Annotated in this window: 18 protein-coding genes; all 18 read right to left on the reverse strand. The window is 43.5% G+C overall.

Annotated features, from left to right (window positions below):
* Nucleotides 1-51 precede the first annotated feature (51 nt).
* On the reverse strand, nucleotides 52-249 hold the full coding sequence (locus tag AC6CIF_RS04565) for a hypothetical protein (RefSeq protein ID WP_076251186.1): 198 nt from the start codon (nucleotides 247-249) through the stop codon (nucleotides 52-54).
* Nucleotides 218-541 (reverse strand): hypothetical protein, encoded by a 324-nt coding sequence (locus tag AC6CIF_RS04570; RefSeq protein WP_498198223.1) that lies wholly within the window; start codon nucleotides 539-541, stop codon nucleotides 218-220. Before AC6CIF_RS04570 ends, AC6CIF_RS04565 begins: the two co-directional genes overlap by 32 nt.
* A gap of 156 nt (nucleotides 542-697) precedes the next feature.
* Nucleotides 698-1,612 carry a hypothetical protein gene (locus AC6CIF_RS04575; protein ID WP_498198225.1) on the reverse strand — a complete coding sequence of 305 codons (915 nt, stop codon included), beginning with the start codon at nucleotides 1,610-1,612 and terminating at the stop codon, nucleotides 698-700.
* 15 nt (nucleotides 1,613-1,627) lie between these two features.
* Nucleotides 1,628-2,023 (reverse strand): hypothetical protein, encoded by a 396-nt coding sequence (locus AC6CIF_RS04580; protein ID WP_498198227.1) that lies wholly within the window; start codon nucleotides 2,021-2,023, stop codon nucleotides 1,628-1,630.
* Nucleotides 2,020-2,580 (reverse strand): hypothetical protein, encoded by a 561-nt coding sequence (locus AC6CIF_RS04585; RefSeq protein ID WP_498198229.1) that lies wholly within the window; start codon nucleotides 2,578-2,580, stop codon nucleotides 2,020-2,022. Before AC6CIF_RS04585 ends, AC6CIF_RS04580 begins: the two co-directional genes overlap by 4 nt.
* 13 nt (nucleotides 2,581-2,593) lie before the next feature.
* A complete protein-coding gene (locus AC6CIF_RS04590) occupies nucleotides 2,594-3,385 on the reverse strand; it encodes a hypothetical protein (RefSeq protein WP_498198231.1) in 792 nt (263 codons plus the stop codon).
* Nucleotides 3,386-3,401: 16 nt separating this feature from the next.
* A complete protein-coding gene (locus tag AC6CIF_RS04595) occupies nucleotides 3,402-4,355 on the reverse strand; it encodes a hypothetical protein (RefSeq protein ID WP_498198233.1) in 954 nt (317 codons plus the stop codon).
* Nucleotides 4,356-4,358: 3 nt separating this feature from the next.
* Nucleotides 4,359-5,447, reverse strand: coding sequence for a hypothetical protein (locus AC6CIF_RS04600; RefSeq protein ID WP_498198234.1), 1,089 nt, complete (start codon nucleotides 5,445-5,447; stop codon nucleotides 4,359-4,361).
* A gap of 13 nt (nucleotides 5,448-5,460) precedes the next feature.
* Nucleotides 5,461-5,814, reverse strand: coding sequence for a hypothetical protein (locus tag AC6CIF_RS04605; protein ID WP_498198236.1), 354 nt, complete (start codon nucleotides 5,812-5,814; stop codon nucleotides 5,461-5,463).
* Between the two features lies 1 nt (nucleotide 5,815).
* Complete coding sequence (locus tag AC6CIF_RS04610) at nucleotides 5,816-7,582, reverse strand: hypothetical protein (RefSeq protein ID WP_498198238.1); 1,767 nt, start codon at nucleotides 7,580-7,582, stop codon at nucleotides 5,816-5,818.
* 59 nt (nucleotides 7,583-7,641) lie between these two features.
* Nucleotides 7,642-8,775 carry a hypothetical protein gene (locus AC6CIF_RS04615; RefSeq protein WP_498198240.1) on the reverse strand — a complete coding sequence of 378 codons (1,134 nt, stop codon included), beginning with the start codon at nucleotides 8,773-8,775 and terminating at the stop codon, nucleotides 7,642-7,644.
* Between the two features lie 16 nt (nucleotides 8,776-8,791).
* Nucleotides 8,792-13,447, reverse strand: a complete 4,656-nt coding sequence (locus tag AC6CIF_RS04620; protein ID WP_498198242.1) for a hypothetical protein — start codon at nucleotides 13,445-13,447, stop codon at nucleotides 8,792-8,794.
* A gap of 45 nt (nucleotides 13,448-13,492) precedes the next feature.
* Entirely contained in the window at nucleotides 13,493-19,291 is a 5,799-nt protein-coding gene (locus AC6CIF_RS04625; RefSeq protein WP_498198244.1) for a hypothetical protein, read from the reverse strand.
* A gap of 101 nt (nucleotides 19,292-19,392) precedes the next feature.
* Complete coding sequence (locus AC6CIF_RS04630; protein ID WP_498198245.1) at nucleotides 19,393-20,529, reverse strand: hypothetical protein; 1,137 nt, start codon at nucleotides 20,527-20,529, stop codon at nucleotides 19,393-19,395.
* A gap of 13 nt (nucleotides 20,530-20,542) precedes the next feature.
* Nucleotides 20,543-22,498: a hypothetical protein gene (locus tag AC6CIF_RS04635; RefSeq protein ID WP_498198247.1), complete on the reverse strand. Its 1,956-nt coding sequence runs from the start codon at nucleotides 22,496-22,498 to the stop codon at nucleotides 20,543-20,545.
* An 11-nt stretch (nucleotides 22,499-22,509) separates the two neighbouring features.
* Entirely contained in the window at nucleotides 22,510-22,920 is a 411-nt protein-coding gene (locus AC6CIF_RS04640) for a DUF8551 domain-containing protein (protein ID WP_076331348.1), read from the reverse strand.
* An 18-nt stretch (nucleotides 22,921-22,938) separates the two neighbouring features.
* Entirely contained in the window at nucleotides 22,939-23,355 is a 417-nt protein-coding gene (locus tag AC6CIF_RS04645; protein WP_498198249.1) for a hypothetical protein, read from the reverse strand.
* On the reverse strand, nucleotides 23,355-26,495 hold the full coding sequence (locus AC6CIF_RS04650) for a M23 family metallopeptidase (RefSeq protein WP_498198251.1): 3,141 nt from the start codon (nucleotides 26,493-26,495) through the stop codon (nucleotides 23,355-23,357). The genes AC6CIF_RS04645 and AC6CIF_RS04650 overlap by 1 nt, the downstream gene beginning before the upstream one ends.

The raw sequence follows: 26,495 nt of genomic DNA on the forward strand, positions 1-26,495 counted from the left end.
AAATAAATTAGCAGTTGGTGCTGAAAAGCTAACATTAGTTAGCTTATACGCTTAATTTATCATTTCATTGGTGAGCTCTATTTTGAGCAGGCTAAACGCAACCAGGTTCAAAACGACATTGGCACCATAGTCTCTTTCGATCAAATCGAACGCTTCTTCCGTTGCTCCAACCAGATCCTCCTTATCGGAGGTCATCTCGGTAGTGACAATTTCCTCATCATTCAGTGCAAAGGTCAGCCTGTACAGCATCTGTATTCCCCTCCTTAGAGGTCAATTCAATATTTCGCACATCGGTAAGATCAATGATATGAACCATATCGTCTGTATCTTCCAACGTAATCGATTTCCCCTCGTTCTTGTGTTTGGTGAATAGTCGGCGATATTCTTGCTTCACCTCATCCGCAGTTAACGGGATTTCACGTACGACCTTATCCGAATCTTTCTCTTTCTGTTGTAATCTAGGATTATCTTCTATCCAGTTCACCGTTTTTTTCTTCCCACTTCCCTTGAAATAGAAATGAGCAGTAAGTTCAATATTCATCGTACACTACCTCCCGGAATAATTACGTTCTCATACTACTTTCTCTATACGCCTTGATCAGCTAATTGTTAATGCTAATCTTCATATCTAGATGTGGGTTTCACAAATTATTCGTTGTTAAAAGGAAAAAAGGACAGCATATGCTATCCTTCCGTATTAGTATTTCTTAACCGCTATACGATTGCCGTATGAGTTATATTTATATTGGAAGTTGGTTTGAACAGGTGTTGTTCCCAACCTGGTGATGGACTTGGCCACCAATCTTCCCTCATCATCATACTGATAGATGACATCAACCAAAGTAGGAAGTTGCACGAAGTCCAGACCGTCATATCGATATATCTCACCAATCGAAATGACCAAGAAGGAATCATCCTGTGCATAACCTTCTGGGGAAGCCGGCATGGTCAGTACAGGTTCTCTAACAAGCTGCTCGGTGTAGTTGTCTGTAACGACTTGTCGAATAACTCTTCCCTGTATGTCAAAAGCAAAATATGTAACTACATCCGTATAATCTACCAAATCACTGATCGATTCCCACGGATCAATGACATTCAGGCGTTTTCGTTCACTCCAAGTCATGCTCACATGTGTTTCTCCATCGCTGATCATATCGGCACTATGTGTATCAGGATGTGTGTAATGATTGGCCTCAAGCTCGATGTTGGACAACTTTTCACGTTCGTTCAGAGTCATGATAACGTTATGACTTCCATCTGTTAACATATCAGCACTGTGTGTTTCAGGATGGCTATAGATCACCGTTTTGGTACCATTAAGATTAATCGTTCCATTCTCAGGATGGTTCGAAACTCGATCACCACCCACCTTTACATATTTCCCACCGCTGTATGTATAAGTCGTTGATTCATTTAGATTGCTTGAGTCTTGGCGTACCAGATATAATCTTCCTGCTTCTCCTACGGTTGGAAGTTCTGTTTTTAGTCTGACCGAGACCACGTTTCCTACTGACACTGCGTCTAGTCTGCCATCAAGTGAGGCATAAGAATCCCTGGCTTGTTTAACTTCACGTTCTACTTTGGCAGCTTTGCTGTATGAAACAATATCCATGTGATGGTCCCCCTCTCACCTTGTAGTCAAACCAACGACCTCAATATCGAAGTTGGCCACATCTGTACCCAGATTTTTTAACGACAAGTGAAGTGTTGAAGTCCCATCTACGTCCTCATATGGCAAATCGATCATATCGTAAATCCCTTCCATAAAATTTCCCGTCGAGTATTGGGCATTGTTGAAATAGAGAACCTCTGGATGTGGACCCGCACTGTTCAAAACATGAACTTCCACATTCGTCTCTCTGGACGGAATGACCCTAATCGTTTTGATCATGAATCGAGGATGTTCCATGGGAATATCAATCATTGCCTTCGCCCCACCGCCAACATACTCTACTCTTTGGGTAAACGATACCGGCAATAGCACTTTTCTCATCTCCTCCATCAGTTTCCATGTCCTGTTCAAGAGCCTTCCCTCCTTCTAGGAGTATGTGTATCCGGATACCGACGTGGACGAAGATGACTGTCAGATGTTTTGCCACTTCCGCTGTAGGACCAATCCCCCCACGTTTTCCCCACTAACCCAGCCTGCTGGACAGGAATCTTGACCTTAATACACCAATCGAGCCCCGCATAATTTTGTTTCACTTTGAGGCCTCTTATGGTATCACGAATTAAACCTACTCCACTGGACTGGGTCAAAAATTTATGCTTGAGTATCATATTCTTTTCATTAGGAACTCCCACTCTGGTTCGTGGCCCATAAATATATTTATCCGTAACGTATCCAATCAATTGATCATTATGGTTGTCCAGCATCCTCCATGTACCCCAACGGTAGATGTCAATTAATTCAGCCGTAGTGGATAACGTTCCTAATGTATAAACTATTTCCTTACCTTCAATGGTGACCGGAACAGTATCAAGATCGTATCCAATGCCATGGAGAACTGCCGCCTTACTCTGGGTATAGAGAGAACCGCTCTCGGCGGTCCCTACAACTTTCCCTTGATGTATAGCCATGTCCATCACCACCTTAATTCATCAGGACAGCAACCGTAGCTCCTGATAAGAAGCTCTGTCCACCAATCGACAGCGAGCATACCTTATATGTTTTAGTGCCCACTTTGATCTCATCTCCATGGGAAACTCCGGCAGATGGTACCGCATAGATATCAATAAGTTCGCCTCTAGGGCCTTCCACACCATTACACATAATAACTGGAGCAAGATGATAAAGAGACCCCCACCCTGGATTAACAGGAAGCATGGCAGAGTAAGCATCATAAATGTTATTCACCATCTGTTTATCTTTATCACGCAACGTCCGGATACCATTATCCCCGTTGTAGCTGAGGCCAACACTCAAACTCGAGGAATCTGTCTCTGTGGCATACCTGTTCAGAATTCCGAAGTAACCCAGATTGGATATACCGGTAACCGAGTTCACATCCCCCTGCAAATAAATAATAATTCGGTTTGGTTGAACTGAAACTTGGTAATCGATTAATAGATTCGTATCAACCGCACTCGTATGACATAGGAAGTCCTTTTTCACTTCGGCTCTGCCCAAAGGAATACTACCATCTGTTGCCATCACATCTTCAGCCACACTCACGGTCAATGTGTTTCCCGTTGTTCCCTTCGTGTTTCCAACCTCAAGTCTGAAGAACAGTTTATCTGAACCTGTTGTTCCCACTGATTTGAGCACGATCACACTCGCTGTCTCGTAAAATACGGACCAAGGAGAACCTGCAATCGTTTTAAAACCTTGAACAATATTTGCAAATAATTCATTCATCTTAACTTTGCCTGTGAAATTAGCCATCCCTCATAAACACCTCCTATATTTGGAAAAGTAACGCTCTTTGCCCGCCACCAAGCAGTCTGGCACCATGGAAGAACTTCGGCCTTGAATACACAGGAGCTAGGTTCGAATTGTAGTAATAACGTCCATAGTCTGTATTCGGATAATCCTGATCTACGACATGAAACACGTAATACTTGCCATCATTGCCAAGATCCAGGATCGATCCGTCCGGGTGCTGCGCACTGTTTTTAAATACAATGGAACGCATACCCTTGAATTCACCCCTAGCTCCTTCAGATGGATGATAGACTATGAAAGGCGTAACGTAGTATCTTGAACCTACACCTGGAGAAGGGATGGACTCTGTCCCAAAATTGTACAGTGCGTACTCCGTTCCATTCCGTGAAGTCATCACGACACCTCTGGGAGTGTCATATTGATCTGATATGTTGTTATCCGAAGCGGATAAAGGCATATGTGGGAAAACGCCATAAAATTTGTTGGCAATCGCCGGGTCTTCTTGCTCTAATGGCTGGCATTTACCTAGGAATATTCGTACTGGGTAAGCTCGTTCCGGGTAGTTCAGACTCTCTCCATGGATAAACAGGATATCCTCATTCGTTATCACAGACCACTTATAGTTCACATTGTACTGCACGTTATGACACAAAAATGGTGTTTCCGTCATGAATTTATCTGTGTCCACTGGTGGATTTACGAATAGATCTGGTGATGCCACATTGCTTCCCAGGTTCTTCAGTCCCCAACGAATGTTGACTCCTCTGGCGTGCGCCCATACACACATGGTAAAACGCATGGATGTATTTTTTTTATTGGTAAGCAGCGCATTTCCCCAGTTGGCATAGGTTGTTTCGGCCGTATGCATCGTATCCCAGTAAGGATCGAGTGCATCTTTCAATGCGTTAACAAGCGTTGAAGTAAACAAGCTTAGCGTACTGGTAAACTCGTGTCTGCGAATCATGGTCATGCACTACACCTCCTTCTCGATCTCGAATAACAGCACCCGTTGTCCGCCACCGAGAAGTAACGGGGAGTCAAAGAAGTAGGGTTGAGCATAATAAGCAGCTCCATTTGTCACATAGAATCCTTGGTGTGATGAAGGATTCACCTGATTAAATGCATGAAAAACGTAGTAACGTTCGTCACCTAAATCAAGAATTGAACCATCCGGATATTTACTTGCATCCTTCAACACCGCAGTTCTTAAACCATGGAATTCTCCTCTTGCCCCTTCAATACCATGCCAAACATAGAAGGGAGAAATTAAAAACCTTCCCCCTACTCCTGGTGAAGGAACCTGGGAACTAGTTGCGAAATGATACAGCGCATTGGGCGTACCATTACGTGAAGAACGCATGTACCCGCGACCGGTTCGATATTTTAGTTCATCTTCAGCATCGTTTAAACCTAAAGGAAAATGGGAGAAAACACCAACGCAATCATCTGCAACTAATGGATCCTCTTCTTCAAACGGTTTAACTCGACCCATATACAATCTAAATGGATATGCATAATCAAGATTTGTCTGCGGCTCTCCATATAGAAAAATGTAGCTATCCGTTATAAAAACAGTCCATTTCCAATATACATTAATCATTATATTAGAAGCTCTATAATCCCAAGAAGTAGCTGCTGTCATATTTACAGCATGGAAAGGAATTTCCGAAACTGCTCCAACATTAGTATATAAGTCAGGAATTACTGAAGAGCCATTATTCCTTAGTCCTGTTCGAAGGATGTACCCCTTACCAGAAGCAGCATAGCCATTATTATCGTTATTATAAATATGGGAAGGGATATTTAGACACATAGTAAAAAACAGATTCGGATCTTTTATATTTTTCGCAGAAATTGTTCCTAGATTACCAACTGAATTGGCTTTCCCTGTATTCCAAGATTTAGAAACTGCATAATTATTATTGTCGCTGTATGTCCATTCCCAGTGGATATCTCCATATAGGTCCTGTGTTACGGTGTCATATAAAGTTTTAATAAAATTGGAACAGTAAGAATAAAACTCATAACGACGCAGGGCACCTAACAAAATATTTTCAGCCAACTACCTCACCTCCTTATGCACCAAATCTAATTTTCATTTCGTGAAAGATGTTCTCTTTAAATACGGTTAACAGAATTGATTTCACCATGTCGCTTCTCTCGGTTATGAGATTCTCTTGATAAGACTGCTCTTGCTCCCTTGCTTCATCCTCTGACTCCACACCACTAGCAGCAGCCTCATAAATTTTAAGTAGCCCTTTAAGTGAAGGCAGAAACTTATGAGCCACATTATCAAACAGAATATTGCTTTCAAAAGCAAAGATCAGAATTTCAATTTCCTCTGTACTGAATGGCTCCGAATGATTGCCCACTAATTTATCCATAATGGTATGTAGTGCAAATTTCACATCCTGCACGGTCCTCGTCACGTCAAATCACAACCTTTCTAATTTTCACTTGTTTGAGGTTACCACTAGCATCATAATTAAATGCCTTCTGAACTCCCTGGCCGTCATAGATCAAGGTCTCAGTCTTAACGGTACCATCTGCATTGTAAGTAAACGATGTTTTCTTCAATAGCTGTGGAGTCAAATCTACTGAGAACACTTCTTCTGACTCAATGTCACCATTAGAGAAGTAGTTATATACGACATCCAGCTCAAGTGTACTTCCTTCAAGAAAGACAAGTCTCCTCCGGATGTCCGTGTCATCGAAGGTAGCACCTCCTTGAAGCACATAATACTCTGCACCATTGTTGATTTCGCGCAGTACTCTACCAGTAATGTCACGCTGATACTCAATGGACTTGATCTGTCCGTTACTCTCAGTAACCTCCTGTCGTTCCAGATTTCCATCCGGGCTATAGAAGTGCTCAATGGTGCGGTTGATCCCTCCATCAATCTTCTCCGTATGCACTTTTCCATCTGGATAATAGGTATATTCGGTTACCGAAGTGGTGTTAATAATTGACCCACGACCAATGACAGTTACTCGGGCTTCCTTGGGCACATCAAAAGTAAACCGTATAAGCGTATCATTATATTCAATGTAATCGTCTCCTGCATCCATACGTATTCCATCGAGAAATACCTCTGCGGAATTTGAACCAATCACATATCTGGGCACTTGAAAATCTCTAGTCATCGACAACCTACTGTTAGGAGCAGAAGTGAAATGGAATACGGATTGATGCTCCATAGTGCCTCGACTCTCAGCGAGTTCAAGACGACTCTGCATGTTGTCGAGTCTGTCCTTAAGAGCAACATAGACTACTCCATTTTTATCTTCTTTTGAAGCCACAACTTCTTTAGTAGTTGCTTCTAATTGGACTTCCATCGCTTTGATCGCCGTATGATGTGTAGCAATTGTTGTGGTTTGCTCACCAACGGTTTTTTCCAGATCATCTACACGAATTCCCAATGCAGACATGTCATTTTCAACAGATCCCTTTGTTAAGAAGTACCTGAAATCCAAAGCCGTGAGTGAAGTTGTTGGAGAAACGCCAACATCGAGTCCACCAATGATCATGGCATCCTTGGGCTCTTCTTGATCTGAACTGTAAGAGTACTGCCCATTTTCATGAAGGAAAATATAATATGTCGTATTTGCTACAATGTCTGGAATGCTGAATGTCTGGGTAAATTGATCCACAATAACCTTGTTGATACTGGCTCGTCCTGCATTAATCGTAACTTGAACACTGTTATTTGCATCTAGGTACGTGGGGTTGGTAACACTGAGATCCTGAATGGGTTGCTTCGCTACAACTTCAATCGTTTTCTCTAACGTGTCAAATCGATGATCTATGGATGCCTCTGCTCCACGTGCTTCTTTTATCTCCGTCTCAGCGAGGCTCAATCTCTTCTCATGGTCATCCTGACTCTTGGAAAGGGTGTTGACATCTGCTCTTGCCGTCAGAATATCCTGCTGAACATCATCCAATCGTGAGCTGTTTGAAATAACCTTAGTCTCGACATCGCCTAGTCTCTGCTCATGATCTTTTACTGCATCTCGGCTATCGTGTGCAGATTCTTCTACGAGTGTGATTCGGTCGCCCAGACTGAGTGCAGACCCTCTGGCTTCTTCCAACTCTGCAAGATGGGAATCAATCTCATCATGCGTACGGACCCCAATATCACTCAATTCCTTATGACTCTTGGCGGATGATCGATGAGACTGGTTAATTCTTACTGACATTTGACCACCTCCATTCATGCCTTACATGATCTATACGTAATTACTCCAATACTATTAAGTCATATGTATGTCGAATACATCTGTAGCGAAAATTTGACCTGGGAAGCATACCTGTCTTGAGATTCTTCCCTTTCCATTCGCAGCCAGAATGGATAGGACGCTCCTGGTAGAATGGTAAACGCGGTGATCGAGTAGCTGAAAGACCCAGGAATGCCTTCAACATCAGGCGCAATCTGCACTTTATCCGTCCCGCTTGTGAGCGCAAAGGTTACATTTTTAAAGTCTCCTGATATCATGGGGTTCTTGGCAAACATTCGAACTTCTTGTGTAGCAGAACCACCTGCCGTTAAATAACCTAGAAACCTATCCGTGTTGGGATAAAGAAGCACATCAAAATCTTCTCCTGTTTCAGGATTCGATTCTTTGTAATATAAATCTGGTGTAACCTCAAAATACATTAGGTCTCCCTTGTATACCTTTATAGAATCCATAGCCTGAAACCGATTTCCATCCGGAAGCCTAATTCCGAAATTGCCCTCAAACGGATATGGATGTGGATCCATGTTAAAATGTACAACCGTTTCTTCAGATCGGCATACCCTAGACTCAAGCACAACACCACTCTGATCGATTAGATCAACCACAGTTCCTTTGGTTAGATTGTCTACGGTAATAGATGTTCCTTTGTTGATTCGAATATACTGAACATGCATGGGGTGATCCCCTTCACCCTTCAGATACAGACCAATTTTAGGGACTCCCACCAGTTCTACAGAACCAATGATGTTCCAAATCACGCCATCATCCGACCAATACGCCGTATAATAGTTATAGTCTCGAATCAAACGTATCCACGGGTAAGTCTTCAGCAAAGGCTTTGGCAAGGACATATCCAAAAACTCTTCAATCTCCATGTAGTTATGTTCATCTACAAACACGATAACTCCACCGTAACATCCCTCTGTATCGGGATTGTAACTGTTCTTCACATCCATGACGAATTGCTTCATATCTGTCAAAGGTTTATAGAACATATACAGCGGATCTTGGCCATGTTTGAGCACCAGGCTGCCACTACCCGCTTCATAGCGAGTAGCATCGTTAGGGAGTACTTCCCATTTGGAATCCAGGTTGGAGTTTACGAACGCATCCTCATAAATCCTGCCTGACTCTTTCAATCTTGCAACACCCATACAGAACCTCCTTTCTTTACGTGAATAGCCAGATGCGTTTACCGATTACACACATCTTAGGCCTTGCTTTCCAAACTTCCAGCAAACATTTAATAAGTGCTTCAACACACTTGTCCCCCCCACCACCTTCGCAGTAAGGAATGACATAGACGTCATCACATATCCAGTTGGTCAGTTCCATCCAGTCCAGATTAGCATATTCGTAACTACGCGTACCCACTTCCTGAAGTGAGGTGAACACCCATTTGAACTCATGTTTGCCTTTGGGCACTGGATGTGAAAATGTATAGTATCCACCCTCTTGGGTGAATGTTTTGATCAGCTCATCGTCAATGAAGAAGTCCAGTTGACAATCAAACGGCTCAGGCACCCATACCCATCTTTCGTAGGCTTTGAAGTCATGCACCCGGAAGGTGGTCAGATATCGTTTTCCTGTCCAATCGCTGATTTGCCCCTTCTGATCTGTCGTAATCTCAACCTTATACTTGCTATAAGGCTTGGGAGCCAGATCATTCAGTTCGAAGCCACGATACCCATCCCCGTAATACTTTTCATCCCATAACACTTTTCCGTCCTCACGTGTAATTTTTACGCGCATATTACTGTTATCGCAGCCACCCATCCAGATCGGTTTGTTATTCCAAACTTCAAAGTGAGTCACCTCAGCCCAGGATGGATCAACTTTGATAATATCATCAATATTCAGTTTCCCTCCCCAGATCATTGCGCCATCTCCCAGGCATCCTTGCTCGAATCGAACACGAACCTCGTAATTCTTTTTCTGATCTGAGGTATTCTCGACTTCAATGGAGATGATCTGATCATCTTCATTTGTAACTTCTCGTGGTGGGATTATTAGTTGACCGTCCTCGTAAGTTTCAATGACAATTTTGGTTCCTCGACAAGCCCTATCTCTATTCTCGTATAATCGAATAACGTCGAGCCAGGCATGACTGCCACCATCTGGCGCAGTCGTATCTGGTCCAGGTGGATTCCATGAATCTTCTCCTGGATGGGGAGATTTATCCTTTAGATATATCCCCCCCTTCGCATCAGTGCAATAAGCGCCCCAGGTCTCTGTAAAGCTCCCATTACTAAGCGTGAAACCACCAGCATCAAGACCCGTGGCGTTCGATGAGCCCTTATTTTTATGGAGTGTGTATGTAATGGTATATTTAGTTCCAGGTTCTAGGTTAGTTGGAATTTGGATGCTTTCACCTGTTTGGTTACCTGCTTCTACTTTCAATTTTCTAAGAAGGCTTTTTGCCCCAGTCTTAGTATTTGTCAATTCAACATCTACATAGGTTTTATTATCATAAATAGAGTAATTAACTAGTTTATCTCCGTTTTTACCGTTAGGATCTTCAGTTCGAATTTGAAGGTTCTTAATGGATGCATGATAAGGAATCCCTTTTGAATCTTCATCTTCGTCTTTCAAGGTATCCGTAAGTCCAATACACAAGGTATAAGTACCCGGCTCCTTAACAGTCACTTTTTTGTTAAAAGGTATTGCATCCTTCCACTGCTTATCAGTAATGGATTTGTAGTTAATTATTCCTTGGTTGTACCCTAAATTTTTCTTCTCATCTAAGATGACTACACCTTTTTTCGCCTCTACTTGTGTACCTTTGTAATACTGGACACGAAATCTGGCTTTCTCATCTCCATCAAATAGATAACACATATAATCGAAACTGATTTCAAAGCTTCCATTACAATAAAATTCAACGTAAACTTTTCTGGTGTGTTCACTTCCAAAATCTGAATCTTTATTACCTGGTCTGGTATTACGGACATCTATTGAGTAATAATTTAAATTTTTACCCGGCTCTTTTATTCCTGCTTCTGCTTTGAAAGTAGAATCTTTAAGCGTTCTTAATCCATATACCTTTAACTTTTGAACCGGGTATACAGTGAGATATTCCGAGAATTGAATCGTCCCAACGTCGGAAACAACAAAATCTCGTTTAATGGCTTTATTGTTCGTAACACCTATCGCATATGCTCCACCAGATCCTGAGAAGACCTGTCCCTGATTATAAGCCTTCCACAAAGCATTACGATCAGACTTACCTGAATAAAGCTTTTGCCCGTATTGAATGTCATGATTCTTGAACGAAGCTGGATAACACTCTTCTCCAAAAGGACTTATAACTGCTATACCTGATTGATCATTACCGGTACCATTCCCTCCGGAATTTGCTGATCCATTTTCTGCTCCGCCCGTACTACCATTACCTGGTGCATACGCCTTACCATCCCGGTAAATCCAGCGGAAACTGTGACTCCCCGATGGTAATGGATACATACAATTTGTTCCATCGTCTCCATTGGACTGACTCCCGGTCCAGACTGAAACACCATCAATTTGAAGTTCCAGTTTCTCGCCGGTGTCAAATTCCCCTCCATACTGCCAGCAGATATATCCTGAGTTGTCTAACTGTGCTTCAAACTCGCATATGAAATCCTGATCATGACCTTGGGCCCACATCACGCCATCTCCGACTACAACTTCTTTCCAATCCCAACTCCCTATGAACCTCAATGCCTCATCATAGTTGCCTTCGTCATTAAATATCTCTTTAAACACGTTCTCATCTCTTGAAGCTCCTGTGACAGGATTATACGCGGCGTCCATTGCCGGATATATACGCATATGCTCTTTTACACTAAACTTGGCACCAGGGTTCAACTCCGCCTTATACGTAATCGTATCTCCATGTTGTTCTGTCCTTGCACCAGCATCCGTAACATCCCAGTTCCTTGTCACATCAACATATGAGCCTAGCGGAGATAAGGTACGATATGTATTGCCGGTGTTGTTTCCATAGGTGAACGGTTTATCCATCTCATATATGAGTGGTTCTTCGGTCAATCTATCTCGAATATAAAACTGTATTAGATTAGTACCAGCCTCTAAAGGGATACGTATCTTATCTCCGTGACTTTGCATGGTTGTATAATGTTCTAACATACCGTTGACTGTTACCTCGAACGCTTCAGTAGTCCTCAATTGATGAGAGTAATTGAATAAAAACCAACCATCATCATCTAAAATCACCTCTGTTTGGGCAATCATATCACCATGCTTTGGTTCATCCAGACGCAAGGTATCATTGTGACGAATCCAACTGGGATTTCCCGACATTGTCCATTGATAATTCCCAATCCCTTGTCCATAAAGACTGGGCTCCCAGTGATCAATTTCTTGAGGTGGACAAATGACCTCAACTACCCCTTTCAGGTCAATGGTCGTATCATGCCCTGCAACAATTTCATACTCAATCTTGGCTAGGTCGGTTTCCGTTTCTGAATATTCTCCATTTAGTATCCACTCCACACCATGCACTGATCGAGCATAGCTGCCATGATCTCCATCCCCGCGCTGGGTACGTTGAAGCATTTTATCGTCGAAAAACAACTCATAATCATGATCAGGATAGGGCTCTTCATCTACACCCATTTTGTAGGCAAATGAGATACTTCCGTTACATTCGTTGTCCAAATCCATTATCATAGTTTTCTTTCGTAAATCATCTGCAATAAATTGACCTTGAAAATGCGCTTGTGCCACACTTTGTGGGGATCTTACTACCCAATTACCGTACTCATGTACATGCTCCCCATCCAAATCATAATCCAGAGGCGCAGGCGGCTTGCGTGTATCCACAATCTCAACGACTTCAACATCCTTGATATAGATACCATTGTTCTGCCATACTTCGGGTCTCATTTTGCGGATCAGCCAGTCGAACTTGTACATCTGTCCTGGCTGCAACGTAAATGCAGCTTCTTGCCATCCGCTATTCTCGCTCCATTCGCCTCCAACTTGCTGCCCATTAATATAGAACAGCATGCCATTACCGCGCTTGGCACTAGCCAGGTACTTGAACCTGATCTGTCCATAACGCTTCACACGCCAGTTAAATGTGATTTTGGATGAGTTGCCAATCTCCAGAAGCCCTAAGTCCAGTTTTAAGATCATCTCTGATCCAGATTGTTCATTTCGGCCTACGGAGTGGACAGCTACCCATTCCTGATCCTCCGTTGATGATACATATCTGAAGAAATCAGGGAATTTATTCGAGAACGGGACGTCCTTTTTCATTGAAAAGAGCGGGATTTCATATACGGTTGCATCAAAATGATTAAAGTAATTCCCGCTAAAATGATGGTAGTAGGGTGCCGGACAGATCGGCAATGATACACCATGATGACTACCGCCAGCCTTCTGGGCGTTTTCAAGAATCTTGTGAATACAGTCTTTTACCATTTGCAGTACCCGCTGATATTGCGTTTTATCTGGAGGCTGCTGCTGTTCTACCCACCATTCAATCCTGCGGTACATATTCCACAGTGCTTCACGGCATCGTACACTCGCATACCACGACTTATCTTTCAGATATTGCTCAATGATTTGATCAATACTATTTTCCAGTGCATCCAATTGAACCGTCTGCCATCGTCCTATCTGACCGTAACCTGGATCACCCAGAATAGGATTATTTTCTTCGCCATGCCGGTCCGTTTCACTCCTCGGTGCATTGGGACTCTGCGGTAAATACGCAGGGTTATTGGGGTTTCCGTAACTTTCGTCCGCAATCTTCGCTCTCATATTGGCGAACAATACACCTTTCTGTGATTTGGAGAACAAACCAAATGTATGACCCATACCAATCACCTCCCAATCTCTCTATACGACAAAAAGAGCACCGAGTTAATCGGTGCCCGTCAGATCATATTGCAATTTCGAATCTGTGTAGATCTGGAGTTTATTTTTCATGACCGACACGGACAATGTATACCATTTTCCCTTCTCCCATTTAAAGGGTTGCATCGGAGAACCCACTGCAGTTGGATTGCCAGCAACGATTTTATATAGCTGCATCGGCGTTCTCATATCCAGACTGTTATCGCTATCTCCTCCGTGAACCATAAACATCCAATAATTATTTTCATCGAAGTATTTGAAAATAATTCCTGCGCCATCCCCATCTGTACTTGTATCCACCTTGAAATCAATTGAGAACTTATACGTCTCAGCCAGGAAATTATTGCGGTACCATCCACTGATGTCCTTCGTATCTGCCTTGGAATAAAACTTTCCAAGCAATTGATCCCGATCCCAATCGCCTTGACCGAATTTAGTCCAATCGTCTGACTGGGATAATTCCAGCGCATCCATATCCTTGGAATACGGATAGTACACATTAAACGGATCATTCGGATCATAGTCCTCCGGCACACCCAAACCACCTTCCCAATCTTCAGGATCCATCCCTCGATCAAGCAGATCTTCCGAGTAATCGAATATGAGACCCTGTGCCATGGTATCCATCATTGGGATGTAAGCATCAGCGGATTCCCGTTCAGCCACCGGATGATCAGTCAGTGTGAAGCTCTCACGCGGTTCCATCTTGGCTTCGTGATACATTTCCATAAGATGAGCTGTTCTCTCGGGAAGAAACGCGTGCAACTGTTCCAGATACTCTGCTCTTTTCTCAGGTCTTTCAGCGAAAATAAAACCTGTGATGACTTGAGAACAGCGTTCTTCAAATGAAGCCATGAGAGAATCAGGATCCTCAATTTCAGACAATCTGGCGTTCGCTATACCAGTCGGCAACTCTCTTTCTATGCTGGATTCACGTTCCTCTGTTATCCCTTTAAAATCATCTTCACTAAGATAACCCGGGTCTATTAACTTACTGCCAAAGCTCTGGCCGTCATTATCAACGTAGCTTGTGTATGGTAGACTATTTCCGTAACTTAACTCGTCACCTGTGAATGCAAACCTCTGGAGTGTGGTCCCGTATATCCCATCGAAATGCTCACCGGCTCGCTCACCCCCAACGCCACTTTCCATTTCATGTGAATGACCATATCGATCTATTTTCCCCGCTGCGAATTGCTCCCAATCCAGAGTCGTGCTTCTTAACAAGTTCATTCCAGCATCCAATTGATGGTTATACGCGTCATAAGAACTTCTGGAGCTCATGAACGAGTTATCTTCAATATGAACGTCTCTCGTTTTAAGGTAAGCATATTCGCTTTGGATCAGGTCTAGCTGTTTATATTGGAAGCCAACCAGTTCCATGTCCAAAATGGATTCATTAAATTCCTTGTTTCCGTAGAACATGTCCTGATCCAACGATCCATTTCGCAGCTTCATTACATCATTGATCGTCTCATGGGTATGCGCCCATCTTTCAGCTTTCACCCCAAGAAGGTTGTCATGCAGGAATGCTGACCTATCCTCTTTATTTAACTCAAGCGTTTGGATAAAATTAGCTTCTTTACCGTTTTTAAACGCATGAATTTGCTCATCAATAGTGGAATCTTTGGCATTTTTCAGACCATACATGTTCTCTTCCAAATATCCATATTGCGGTTTGTCAGCGAGCAGATTCTCTTCCATATTGCCGTACTGGGGTTTGTACGCTGAGAGTACAATCTCTGTTGTTCCATACTTCAAGTTTGTTCCGCCAACAATCTCAACTGGAACATCACCGTATTTCAGATTCGTTCCACCAACAATCTCTACAGGTATATCTCCATAACTGAGCCCCGTCCCACCTACGGATTCCACTGGAACATCAGCATATTTCAGATTTGTACCGCCTAGTGGTAGCGTGAGGTCAAGGTAACCATTTTGCGGTTTATCCGCTATAAGTTGTTCTTCAAGATTAGCAATCTTTTCAATCGTGCTATCAGTTGTCTCATGAAGGTAAGCGTCATGAGTAAGCTTGTAGGCAAGGATCACATCATGATCCAGTGCCGAATCCTTTTTACTCTTTATCGAATCATAGATCAGTTCGACCAAGTTAGTATCTCTGATATCTTTACCACCGTACCAACCCTCACCATGCAATTCACTCAAGCGTAACTTGACAACTTCACTCTCAATCTCATGGACTGATGCCTCTTTCACGATTCTTGTAGAATGGTTGTCTTCAAGCATGAGAGATAATCTGTTCATGTTATCCGAAATGATTTCAACGTTCAATTGTCCTTTGCGCATGATTGAATGGGCCGTCAGCATATCGTCAAGATCCGCAGATTTCATTACAGTAGTGGCTAGAGATATCTCATCTTGCACTGATCCATATCGATCAACCCTAATCGCTTCAGAAGTAATATTTACCAACGTGGATTCCCATGCTTGCCGCGTACCTGCATTAAACTCAATATCCATCGCACCTTCTCTCGCCCACGATGAACCAAGCGTATATCCAATCTCAGCTACTCCATCTCGATATTTCGAGCTGCTTATGGAATAATCCTCGCTGAGCAGCGCAGATCTCCATTCCAAAGTCGCCAGTGAGTAATCTATATCAATAGCTGCCTGACGTGGTTCAATCATGCCAATAGAATAGCTCTCATTCAAATACAACTGTCTGATCTTGGCTGTGCCTATGGAGTACTCACCACTGATTAAACCTTCTCTTATTGGATTAGTAGCCATAAGTTGTTGATCATACGAATATCCCTCACGAGTCTTTGACGTTCCAATAGCATATTCGCTGTTCAAAAGCATCTGGCGCAAGTTCGTGCCACCCATGGTGTATTCATCATCAATTATTCCATATCGATACCGGGAAACCCCGCCCATATTAAATTCGGTATGAATCACACTCTCACGGTTCATGTTGGAACTCACGATATGATGGTCGAGAGCCATTCCGTCCCGTTTATATTTTGCGCCTATCCCGTACTCATCAAAGGTTTGTCCTCTGCGTTCAACTTGACTTCCTTCATACGCTGGGTCATCCGGGAATAATCCCCCTCCAGGATTCAGGTAACCTAATGAATCTTCAAACTCAATAATAGCCGGTCTTGCATTAAAATCTGCGCCGTAAATGACTTCCGTAATTTCGCCATGTTGATCTTCCTTTACTTTCACTCCCTCGAAAACGTCTGTCTCTAGAGTAGAATTACGTCTGTTCAGTTCAGCCGATCGAGATTCATCCTCAAGTACTGTTATGCTCAAATCTTTGGATGCTTCTGAGAGTTCCGTCCCTATATCACCAAGCTGAGATTCCTTCGCACCTTCGAAATTAAAGGAAATGATGCCTGATCTGCTTCCTTCTTTATCAGCTGTTAAGATCCCACAATCGATTAACGCATCTACCCGCTCTCTAACCCCAGCCAAAAACGGTTCATCAAAATAAACCGAAGCGTCTGCATTATTCACAGCTTCCATCATCATTTCCAGGATGACTGCCGGACTGTTCTCCAAGATCTCCCCTACGATAAATTCCTCGTCCAGATATCCAGGGTATGCTTTATTCCCCAACCATCCTCCACCAACCAATTTGTCCAAAAGCTCATCCCGAATCATGGTTGGTCGACTATTATCTAGGATGGATTGCAGGGTCGTTTCCAGATGTAATTTTTTACGATCTCTATGTGATACAAGTGGTTTCTCTGTCAGATGTACATGCTTCTGTTCGTCGTTCTTTCCATACGAATTTAGCTTTTCGAGCATGGTAGAACGTAATAATTCTTTGTCAGCCAAATGGTCCTCAGACTCAGGTAACCACAAATCATGAGCCAACGCTCTTTCTGCCGTTGTTGAACCAGCCGTATAACTTTCAAAGGATGCTTTTCTTTCTGCGCCTTCCTCACTGTTCGGGATGAACAAATTCCTTTTTTCTGTTTTTGCAGTATGGAACTTGTCCTCAATATAGCTATCGAACTTGCTTTCCCTTTCACCAAGTGATTGCATGTTGAGTATTTCAAGAGCCTCTGCAGTCACTCGTTTGCCTAACCTACTTTCCCTCTCTACATACCCAGGAACCTTACTGATCCTTCTGCTCTCCTGCAAATCTCTGAAAACAAAACCGTGCTCCGTACTTTCACGATAAGCCTGTTCTGCATGACGGTCCACCTCACTATGAACCACATAAATTCGTCGTGCCTTAGGACGCTCATGCTCAATATACATTTTCTCCACATAAACTTTTTGCCCCGTAGTCAGATCACCTATGACGTTCATATCTTCCGCTTGATCCCGAGCTGCCCAAGGAAACTGCCTTTCCACATCCGTAATAGTCCCTATATCTCTGGATGCCAAAATGATACCGGATGCTGTAGTTGCCGGATGTTTGTCTATAATTCTGTGAGCTTGGAGCGGATGCCACAGGGTATCACTCGGACGAAAGACTAACGCATTTCGATGTTGGTCACGGCTGCTTTGACTGAGATCATCATGAAAGTAAAGTTGGTTGTCGACTTCTCGCGTACTTCTCATTTCGGTATGCAGAACAGTCGGGTACTGACGCTCCTTCAGTTTGGCAAGTACATTCTCGTGAGTTGTCATTTCATTCTTAATAACCCTGGTAGCATGATTCAGTTGTGAAAGAAACATATTCTCTTCGATGTCTCTCATTGCTTGAACAATTTTGCCTGTAGTCGTTCCACCAAACGTTGTTGCTCGCACAGCTGTTCCCAGTGTATGCATGAGTGTCAATTGTGAAGTGTTATACACTCTTCGGGCTAACGGTAACGTGCGATCAAGGTGCATATACTTTATTTCCTGAAATCTACGAATATAAGCAGTCGACATATCAGAGAGAATGGATAATTGCTGATGGTCCTCTACCCTTTTCCCAATCATGGCAGCTTGTTCAGTAAATGTTTCTTTATGAACATCACGTAAACCTAGCAGATCCTGATATAAAATTTCCACGTCTTGTTTGCTTACCTTCCGGGATTGAAGGCTCCTCTCCAGTTCTGTACTTCTGAAGTGGTCTTGAATGGCTTCTAACAAAAAATCATTTTGTGCCCGGCGTCCAATGATTTTCTCCACTTTCTCGAAAACTTCTGCCACGTCCATTTCCGGTTTATCGTTTCGAACAGAGTGTATCAATTGCTTAATCACCAGTTCAGAGCTGTTATCTTGCTCTGCACTATCTGCATAGTCCGCAATCATCCCAAATTCACTAACCCTGAAACTTATTTTTCCAGGCTCCAGCTTATCCAGATTCTTCACAAAGTTACGAGTTAAACCCAAATTACGGACAATCTTTAGCTCTTTATCGTTATCTACGCGCCAGCCCTCTGACATATCTTCATGAATGAATGAATCCTTTAAGCCTCCGGGTCTGTGTCCCTCATCGTGATGATCCATCTCCAAAGCTTCAATTAAAGCAGACCGCTCCATTTCGAACGAAAATTCCATGACATCGCCTTGCTTGGTAGCTGAGCTCGATCCTTCCGTGGAACTGTGCAGAAGCCCTTCTTTATCCTGTTTAGCATCACTTAGGACAATAAATCGTTCTTCTCCTTCCAGATCCTTGCGAATCGCTTCCACAAGTTGATGGTTAAATCCATGTGAGATGGATCTTGCCATGTAGAAATCAAGCATCAGGACACTTGGATACCGGCTGTAAGGCATGTATATAAATCGATAATCCTCAGGCCTGCTTCCTGTAGTTCCGACTGTAAACAGGTAACCGTACTGAGTTGTCGTGTAATCTATAACGGTGAAATCAAACTTATTGACTACTTGACTCACGTCACTGCCCCCTTCCAACTAAAAAAAGGGAACCCCTGAGTGGAGTCTCAGAAAGTTCCCTCTCACTGAATCTATACGACTCAGCTTTGATTCAGTTTAACTTACGCCGTATAACGGACTTCCTTCAGAATAGCTACACCCATGCGTTGGTTGGCAGACAGATTCATGAAATTCTGTGCCGTATCGGTATCAAAGTAACGATACACCTCTTGGTCCCAGGACTTGCCTTCCACATCAATAATTAACTCATCCAGGTGAAGGATATTATGCTTCGTAACCGCGATGCAGTTATCGAATTGACCGCGGTAACCCTCGTAAGGGTGAACCACGTAGATGGGAGACAAGTGATATTTGGATGTCCATTTGGACGCCTGGAAGCCTTGAGGCTCCAGTTCCAACCCCGTATCCCCCAATTCCGGATCTTGATAAGCTTTACCTTTCGGTGGAGCTTGTGTGATAAAGGAAGGATAGTGCTGCTGGAATTCAATACCTGATTTGGTTTTCAACATCTGAAGTGTGTTGTTACCTGCAGATGTATATTGACCGTAGTAATACGTTCCTGTTGTTGCAATTTGAGAGATATCTGGTTCTTCGATTACCGCTCCAGCTGTCAGCATTACGTTTCCGTCTACGTCATTCAGGTTGTATTTGAATGGTTTCAATGCACCTGCGTACAGGAAGGATTTTTTGTAATCAAGGAAGTTTACTGCTGGGTCAGCGACGAGAACCATCGCCAAGCGATTGTTCATAACATTCACATACATATATACAGGTTTTTCTTTATTCCGATCCGTTGGGGTGTAGTTTTCCAGTGCCCATTGGTAGAGTACCGGATGTCCTGTCAGCTTGAATGTTGGACGAGTGGTAACCGGTAGTGTGGTTGGTTCACTGCCTTCGAATCCTTCAAGCAGCTGAACAGTCAACGTACTATGCTCCTCATAGGCTGCAACAGGTGCAACAACACGTGGTACCAGAGCATGATTGATGAAACTTACATAGAACTGTTTAGTAATCGGTGTTGCTTGTGTTCCAATGGTCATGATCCCGCGAAGAATAAGTTCCTGAATTCGGTCACTACTGTCCTTTTCTTCGTAAAATACTTCCCACAGATTTTGTTCCTGAGATTCACCTGCAGTGGATTCAAATGGGAAACTCTTAAACCCTGTAACTTCCTCCTTCAGTTTTGTCAACACGTCCTGTGAAGTAGTGATTGTTTCTACATATTTAAAATTTGCCATTATGTAATCCTCCTTATTTTATCTCTTTCAAAAATGCAATCGTAATTACATCTGGTGATGGGGAATGCTTGAATAGATTCAACGGACTCTTGATACTAAAAAACTTGTAAACCTCTGTCCACGTACCCAACGCAGGTTTGGAAGGATCTTTCAGAATTTCTGTATCTACGATTAATTCATCGCGATTGACCAAATTATGGTCGTATATCGCTACTACACCGTCCATATAACCCCGATATCCTTCTGCCTGATGCACAAGGTAGATTGGACTTGCATGATACTTTCCTGTCCAGAGAGATTTCTGGAACCCATCCGTATCTACAATCAATTTCGAGAGGCCCGGGGGAAGTTTACCCACAGAAGGATAGTTCGGAAGATGCGAAATAAATGCCGGGTAATACCGCTGGAACAAGACATTACTGCGTGTCTTCAACATGGACATGGAGTCCATACCATTTGAAGTGTACTCACCGTATTTGGCATAGATATCCGGATTAAGATCCGTGAGAATATCATTTTTCGTGTAACCTGTCATATCTGTTCGCAGATCACCCATGCCAACAGTGACACCAAAGTTTCCTCCATGGTCGTAATCATTGAACGGAACGATCTTGCCTATGTATCCAAAACTGCGGTAATAGCTATGAATATTCGGTGAAGGATCACCTTCCAGAACAAGAACTACTCGGTCATTGTTTACCGATAAAGTGTAAGCTACAAGGTAATCCGGTCTGCGTTTTTTGTTAGGCAACCATGACGTGGTAGAATGTCGTCCGTGGAAAAAGCGAGCTGCCGGGCTTACGATCTCTGTCTTGCCGTCATAATCCAGCTTCCACTTCGTGGACGGTGGGATGAAAGGTTTAATGGCTGATGAATCATTCCATGTCAAATACATATAATGTGCCTTCAATTGGTCAATGACTGTAGGTGCCTTCCCAATCGTTATGGTTGCAGGATCACAGATCCCATCATACGTTTCGCGCTGGCTTCCTTGAGCAACTTTCCCCTCGAAACCTTCTCCATAGTAGATGTTAATGTAATTCCAGTCATGGGCTGGCTGTTCAAACATGACATAATAATCTCGAACCTGAATTCCTGTGGGAACTGTAGGAGTTGCTTTCACTACGGTCTGAGCAGTTACATTGTTCAGTACATCAGCTGTATAGAATAGTTCATCAAATTTGTAAAGTTGCTTTACAGGTTCATAAAAACTATCAACAATTGCTCCCCACGCCCAATACGGACTCCTGTCATAATAATTGTCTGGTCTTGAAAAGTTGTATTGAAACTTTCCTTTCGGTGCAAGCTTGATTGCGTATGCCCAATCTGTTGGCATTTCTGTAACAATCTCAAACTGGTTCCACTCTTTTGATGGTTTTGTCGTTCCATCGAGTTTTCCAATTACCTGACGCACCAGATACGCTCTGTACCCGTCTGGAACTGAATTATCTAAAACAACGGTTACCAAACAGCCAGGAACATCAACATATTTTGTTTCATTTGTCTGAGTATCTTGGTAATTAAATTGTACAACCTGAATTTTACGTCCTGTCTTATAATTGCCGTAAGTTTTTCCGATGTTTGCTGTACCTGGTTGAGTCATGCCTTCCACTGCTTCGTCAAAATAGGTTTGTCTTACTTCCCATAAACATCCATCCGCATCTAGGGCAGAGTCTCCTGTGTAACTTTTGGCTTCAGTCCAATCCGGAATTTGGTATACTTCATACGGATTTCCATCCGAATGGGTGTACATGCCAACAATGCCTTTGTGATAACTTTTACTGTAAGTCACCCATTCAGCTCCATCAGATTCATAGACTTTCTCCCAACGATTAGCGTCAATTCCGCCCTCTACTTTGGGAATATCAGCACCTACGATTTCATCGGCCAGTGTGTTGATTAGTTTTTGTGCTTCCGACTCTCCGTCAATATAAGCGGCAAAGTTCGTCTGCGGTTTTTGCAGTGCCATCGTCACCCTCCTTATCTCAAAAATTTGATGTTGTACCAGACCGACTTGGCTTCAGCCACCGCGTTGAAGAAGTCAAACGTGATGGTCGTTCCCGCCGGAATCGGGTAGACAATTCCGAAACTGTTCCCCATGGAAACCGACTCGGGAAGTTCCTTCGCATAAATGGTGCGGCACACCTTTTCAGTCCCGATCGTCAGTTCCCAGTAATCGCCGACACAGTAGTGACTCGCAGCAAACGCAATGCTCAAGAACTCTGTGTCATACGCCAAGGTGAACGTATCCGACTTGGTGGTCTTCGCTGCCGGAATGTCCAACATCTGTCCCCGAATGAACGGAATCGTCTTTTTACTGAAGTGTGGGTACGGCAGCTCGCGCACTTTGTCGATGACGCCACCCGCGATGTAAGATACATTAAATGCCATGGAACCACCTCCTACATGTTATATACGACTTACACTCGTTCCAGTTAAGCGTCCTTCGTCATCATAATTTAGACCAATATTGTAAGTGAACATGGACTCTCCAACTGGATCATATGTACGGGCCGTCACCTGCGTTAGCCTGTAATACTTGTAATAATCAAAATCCGGGTGGGAATAGCCCACCCCTGAAGGAAAGTCTTCCTCATCCTCTGAGCCAAACTTCATCCAAATCGAAACCTTCCATGCTGATTCATACAAGAGGTCTGCCCCTGTCACTCTGTACGGGTCCTGCATGTGCTCCCGATATAATGTAACGGAAGGCTCACCTTCAAGAGGAGAAACATTTGAATTGGAGATACTACTATATTTGCGAAGCTCCCGGTGGATTAGATCCAGAACGGGAAATACAATATTTTCATTCACAATGCCGGCCATTACACCATCACTCCCTTTCTTGCCCACATCATATCAATGACCTGTAACATGCCACGGTCGACCGAATAACTGGTTTTAATACTTTTAATCGTATATACAGCCCGTGTGGTGGTCGTTTTATCCGTCACAATGACGTTGTCGAGCAGATCAAGCGCAGGATTCGCAGGAATGGATACCTGAAGCGTACGGCACATCCGTTTCATATCAAAAAAAGCTCGCTCTGCCACCTGTCTTTTGGCTTCAACCGTCTTCGCCCAAGGAACGGCCAGCACCATGGTTCGGATTTCTCCTTTCAGTTCGAGTAAAATCTCCTTGTCCACGAAACTACTTTGACTATCATTCGAGTCAATAACAACAATGTGGCTTCTTCCTCTGGACCAATCCGTGGATTTGGTTATGGAGATCAGATTGTCATTCTCGGAAAACTCTGCCACGACCGGTTTGTCATAATTCAAGCGCTCCAGTCGGTACGTACCATAACGGTCACAGTAGCTTCGATACGGAATCTCCGAGATCACCTCCTGAACAGCTTCCGTAACTTTGGCAGACCATTGCTCAAACGTCTTGCCATACTCCTCAATAAATGGATTAAGCCATCCGTTCGGTGTCAGCACTGTGCTTGCATCCTTGACTTCAAACTCACCTTCCTGACCCGGTACGGGGACAATGACCCTGCCCGTCTTTTGATTCACTTCAATCAGATAGGTCTCGTCAATCACGTAGTCAGGATAAGAGCGATCCTCACTGGTTGCCCTCCAACCCACCATACCTGCATGTTTAACCAGATCTAGTACAACGGTTGATTTAACCCAAGCAGGCTTTTCAAATTCTACAGGCTGAGCGGGTGTTGGTGTAACTGCCGGAGTGGAGGTTGCTGTAATGGTCCAGCTTGCCGGATCTGCGAGCATCTCCTGATAATAGGTCCATACCTTGTCCACCCAATTCTCTCGATCTTGACTCCAGGTCATGGGAGCAACGTCTCCACCATTATGGAAATAAAGTACATCCGCCTTGGAACTCACTTTTTTCCCTCTGGAAGCCAGCGCCTTGGACATCCGTTCTGCTCCGCGCTTCATTTGCTCCTGAATTCCCTTGTAAAGTGGATTGCAATCACTTGTACTAGGACAGCCATATCCAAGAATAAAGCTGCCGTTCTCATCTTTGCCCTTCCCTTGTGTTCCGAGAACGGTCTCGTGCCTGCATATCGCAAGCAAAAACTTATGATCAGGTACACCATACGCTGCAGCTTGAGCCTGCGCAGCCTGAATAATGGAGGATGTCCGGTCCGTGCCAACTGCTGCAGGCGGTACCGGATCTGGCACATTATCAATCTCATCTACTTCTGGATAGGCTTTTTTCTCGGAAATGACTTTCTCGATAATACGCTTGTACATATCTCGGGCCGTAATCTCCAGCGTGGAGCCTTCGCCATTGATATCCACTTTGTCAATCAGTCCGGTAAATACCCGCATCATGTGCTGACCATATCCGATATATATGCGTATCGGTGTATTTTCACTCAGAACTCCGATATGGAATCCGTTTGCAAAATAAGACCATGGAGACGTCACACCACCAAGCTCAGGAAAATGAGCAGGATTATAATCCGGAGAGAAGAATCCTCTCGGATTGGAGATGGTCATCCGTGCTTCCCTGGCTTCAGAATCAAACTGATCATCAATTTCGGCACTAATGATATTGGGAAGAACCTGTGTGTCCATATAGACAAAAGACCCGACCTGAATAACATTCGTCTCTGTCCTTCTATTATTGATAAAATCTCCGTAGCTGTTCGTTTGATAATAGCCTTTAGATGGATCGAGCCCCTCTTCACTCTTTTGATTCTTCAACGGAGCAGGCAACAACTCTTGTATGCGAATATAATCAATGGCGAATTTTTTATACTTCTTACTTGAAGCAGGAACAGACCCGGTTGGGACAGTGGAGTTTTGTTTACCCCCATAGGTCACCTTAATCTTGATACTCTTGGCTTTTGCAGGGATCACAATATTATTCAATTCCGTCAGTTTGGTCAGATCATATGCCCCGTTAAACTTATTGACATAGGCATACGTTTTACCATCGATCACCACGGCGAAAGAATCCCCTTCCGCATCACTGAAATTAGTCCCCATTCCAATACTAAGCAGCCCTTGTGTGGGCATACTCAGTTTCGTAACGTTAATCTCAAATTCAGCTACGGCAGCTTTGCCTTCAAAGGTGTATAGCAACTTGCCTCCTGAATCAAACATAGTCCAGCCCGATTCAATCTTGGCATAATCCGAAAATTTCAATCCGGTTGTATAAACGTTTTTCTCATACCAGTTTCGTTTGTCGAACTTCTCATTCAGTTTGATCTCTCCGGGATATCCTTCGACCTGAACCGGCTTTACATCAGTAAATGTTGTTTTCGCATTTCCGTGCAACTTGCGCTGTCCCTTGAAATACAATTGAGGATTAACTGCCTTACCACCTTCTCCAGTTCTCGTTGTTGGATTGACTCCTTCCCAAATTTCAAAATGTAGATGTCGTCCCTTGCCCACCGCACGTTCAGCCGCAGACACCTTATGACCACCGGTATATACGCCACCCGTATTGCCTAGTGTTCCAATGACAGCCCCTTGGGCTACTTCATCATCCACCGAACAGAGAATTTCTTTTAGATGAAAATACTTGGTGATTACACCGTTGGCATGTCTTATATTTACGGCATTACCAGCACCTTCTGTTTTATTCTGGGATATTCGGACTACCTTTCCTGACCAAGCAGCCAGAATTGGCGTTCCAATGTCATCCCACAAATCAATACCTTTATGAATTCTTGTACCTTTATCACGAGGAGAGCCAAAATTATCCGTGACTTTAATCGTGAAAAATGTTTTACCCTTGACTGGAAAACAAATCTCCTGGGTATTCGCTTGAGTCGAACCGTTATATATGCCATCACTCGATTCATCCACCCAAACGGATTCTGTACTGATGATGGGTACTTGCTCGGTTACGATATGCCTGAACTCTTCTGTCCGTCCCGGGATAAATGCTAACCGATCTACTTCGACCCGGATATTGGGAAGTGCTCCTTCCCCCAGCTTCAGACGCTGAGACAGCACGTTCATAACCTCATCCGAAATTGGAATCAT

This window comes from Paenibacillus sp. GQ49 (genome assembly GCF_059759055.1).